Origin of the sequence: Bradyrhizobium sp. (assembly GCF_049798375.1) — a bacterium.
Taxonomy (GTDB): domain Bacteria; phylum Pseudomonadota; class Alphaproteobacteria; order Rhizobiales; family Xanthobacteraceae; genus Bradyrhizobium.
The window spans coordinates 1-3,496 of sequence record NZ_JBARGP010000246.1; the positions used below are offsets into that span (position 1 = coordinate 1).

Annotated in this window: 2 protein-coding genes and 1 pseudogene; all 3 read left to right on the forward strand. The window is 64.7% G+C overall.

Features of this window, described 5'->3' with window-relative positions; all coding sequences use genetic code 11:
- Positions 1 to 249 (forward strand): annotated as a pseudogene (locus tag WA702_RS10475) (acetate--CoA ligase family protein); the annotation flags it as partial.
- A 247-nt stretch (positions 250 to 496) separates the two neighbouring features.
- On the forward strand, positions 497 to 1,333 hold the full coding sequence (locus WA702_RS10480; protein ID WP_425110444.1) for an IclR family transcriptional regulator: 837 nt from the start codon (positions 497 to 499) through the stop codon (positions 1,331 to 1,333).
- Between the two features lie 278 nt (positions 1,334 to 1,611).
- Complete coding sequence (gene gcl / locus WA702_RS10485; RefSeq protein WP_425110445.1) at positions 1,612 to 3,402, forward strand: glyoxylate carboligase; 1,791 nt, start codon at positions 1,612 to 1,614, stop codon at positions 3,400 to 3,402.
- Positions 3,403 to 3,496: the final 94 nt, after the last annotated feature.

Here is a 3,496-nt window from a genome sequence, read left to right on the forward strand (position 1 = left end):
GGCTACTGGCACACCATCGTGACGCCGCCGATGGTGTTCGCGCGCAACATGGTCGAGGTGAAGAAGGAGATGGAGGCCAAGGGCTTCGTCAAGCCGATGGTCGCCTCGCTCGCCGGCGACATCGAGGTCGAGGAAGCCGCCGAATATCTCTACCAGAACGGCATCCCGTCCTACGCCTATTCGACCGAGCTGCCGGTCGAGGTGTTAGGTGCCAAGTACAAATGGGCGCGCGGCGCGGGCCTGCTGTAAGGCACGATCAGGATAGCCGCCGCGGTGACAATCGCGGCGGCTACCGGGCTTCATTGTTCTCACCCTGTATCTCCACGAGAACAGACGTAGCCCGGGTGAGCGTAGCGATCCTAGGGGCCGGTGTCTCGGGATCGCTGCGCTCACCCGGGCTACGCTTCTTTCTCCTCATCTTTGTCCGGACGATGCTTCACAACGCTCGGAGAGGGACGGCGACGAGCCGAATGGCAGCAACGGAGTACAGGTCGCGATGGGGCGAGATGTGATCCGACGCAGAGAGGCGGAGCCGAAATCGAGCACTGCCGCCGAGCCGCGCGATGGCGGCGTGCAATCGGTCGACCGCGCGCTGCTGATCCTCGAAACGCTTGCCGAGGACGACGAAGGCTACCGCCTCAGCGACCTCGCCGTGCGCACCGGCTTGTCGACTTCCACCGCGCATCGGCTGCTGACGACCTTGGAAAAGCGCCGCTTCGTGCAGTTCGACCAGACCTCGTCGAAATGGCATGTCGGCGCGCAGAGTTTTGCGGTCGGCGCCACCTTCACCCGCCATCGCAACGTCGTGGCGCAGGCGATTCCGTATTTGCGCAAGTTGCGCGACCAGACCCGCGAGACCGCCAATCTCGCCGTCGTCGACGATGACCAGTTGATGGTGCTGGTGCGGCTGGAAAGCCGCGAGATCACGCGCGCGCTCACCAAGGTCGGCGGCCGCGTCGCCATGGTCGCCTCGGGAATCGGCAAGGCCGTGCTCGCGACCTATTCGGACGATGATGTGGCTGCGATCATCCACCGTCATGGCATGCCGCAGCTGACCACGAAGTCGATCGTGCGCGCCGGCGAGCTGTTCAAGGAATTGCAGGCGATACGGCGGCAGGGCTACGCCGTCGACGACGAGGAGGCGCGGCTCGGCCTGCGCTGCGTCGCCGCGGTCGTCTTCAACGATTGCGCCGAGCCGCTCGCCGCGGTTTCGATCTCCGGCCTGACCAGCCGCATCACCGAGGCGCGTCTCTGCGAATTCGGCAAGGCCGTGCACGACATCGCGGCCGAACTGACGCTGGCGCTCGGCGGCGTGATGCCGCTCCGGGGTTAGACGACCTGGCTCGCTTCGTTTCTCCTATCGACGCCGTCATTGCGAGGAGCGAAGCGACGAAGCAATCCAGACTTCCTTCCTGACTCTGGATTGCTTCGCTGCGCTCGCAATGACGAAACTAATATTTTCCATTCCTGTTCATCGGCTACTGGCTTGAAGATGCGCGCGAAATCATCGCGTCTGCCATCTCGCGGGAAATAAAATCGGCCGCATTGAGATCGTCCGGCGCTTGCAACGACAATGACGCGAACTCGAACCGAGATAACGAGGAGCGTCCCATGCCGAAGATGCGCGCGATCGATGCCGCAGTCCGTATTCTGGAGAAGGAAGGCGTCACTTGCGCCTTCGGCGTGCCGGGGGCGGCGATCAATCCGCTCTATTCGGCGCTGAAGGCGCGCGATTCCATCCACCACATCCTGGCGCGCCATGTCGAGGGCGCCTCGCACATGGCGGAAGGCTATAGCCGCGCCAAGGCCGGCAATATCGGTGTCTGCATCGGCACCTCGGGGCCGGCAGGCACCGACATGATCACCGGGCTCTATTCGGCGATTGCCGATTCGATTCCGATCCTCTGCATCACCGGGCAGGCGCCGCGGGCGCGGCTCTACAAGGAGGATTTCCAGGCCGTCGATATCGAGCAGATCGCCAAGCCGGTGACCAAATGGGCGGTCACCGTGCGCGAACCAGGCTTGGTCCCGCGCGTGTTCAGCCAGGCCTTCCACATCATGCGCTCGGGGCGGCCCGGTCCGGTGCTGATCGACCTGCCGGTCGACGTGCAACTTGCCGAGATCGAGTTCGACGACGAGACTTATGTGCCGCTGCCGGTCTACAAGCCGGCCGCGACCCGCAAGCAGGTGGAAAAGGCGCTGGAGATGCTCAACGCTGCGGAGCGGCCGCTGATCGTGGCGGGTGGCGGCGTCATCAACGCCGATGCCAGCGACCTCCTGGTCGCCTTTGCCGAGACCGTCAACGTGCCTGTTGTCCCGACCCTGATGGCGTGGGGCGCCATCCCTGACGATCACGTGCTGATGGCGGGCCAGGTCGGCCTGCAGACCAGCCACCGCTACGGCAACGCCAATTTCCTCGAGTCCGATTTCGTGCTCGGGATCGGCAATCGCTGGGCCAACCGCCATACTGGCTCGATCGAGACCTACACCAAAGGTCGCAAATTTGTTCACGTCGACATCGAGCCGACCCAGATCGGCCGCGTGTTCAATCCCGATCTCGGCATCGTCTCCGACGCCAGGGCCGCGCTTGCGCTGTTCCTCGAGGTGGCGCGCGAGTGGCGCCGGGACGGGCGGCTGCGCGAGCGGCAGGCCTTGCCGGCTGCCTGCCAGGACCGCAAGCGCACCATGCTGCGCAAGAGCGACTTCGACCAGGTGCCGATCAAGCCGCAGCGCGTCTATCATGAGATGAACCGCGCCTTCGGCCGCGACACCTGCTACGTCAGCGTGATCGGCCTGTCGCAGATCGCCGGCGCGCAATTCTTGCAAGTCCATCATCCGCGCCACTGGATCAATGCGGGGCAGGCGGGACCGCTCGGCTGGACCTTGCCGGCCGCGCTCGGCGTCCGCGCCGCCGATCCTACCCGCGAGATCGTCGCGCTCTCGGGCGATTACGACTTCCAGTTCCTGATCGAGGAGCTCGCGGTCGGGGCGCAGTTCAAGCTGCCCTACATCCATGTGGTCGTGAACAACGCCTATCTCGGCCTGATCCGCCAGGCGCAGCGCGGCTTCGCGATGGACTATCAGGTGCAGCTCTCGTTCGAGAACATCAACGCACCTCAAGTCGGCGGCTATGGCGTCGATCACGTCGCGGTCGCCGAAGGCCTTGGCTGCAAGGCGATCCGCGTCACCGATCCAAATCAGGCGCAGGCGGCCTTTGCCACCGCGCGCGAATGGATGGCGCGCTACCGCGTGCCCGTGGTGGTCGAGTTCATCCTGGAGCGTGTCACCAACATCGCGATGGGCACCGAGATCGACAACGTCACCGAGTTCGAGGGGGTGCTGGATCTCCCGCTCGATGCTGTCGATGGCCAGCGCGCCGGCACGCTGCAGCCGGCCGAATGATCACGACAGAGCAGGGGACGATCATGCCGCGTTTTGCCGCCAACCTCACCATGCTGTTCAACGAGATGCCGTTCGCCGAGCGCTTTGCCGCGGC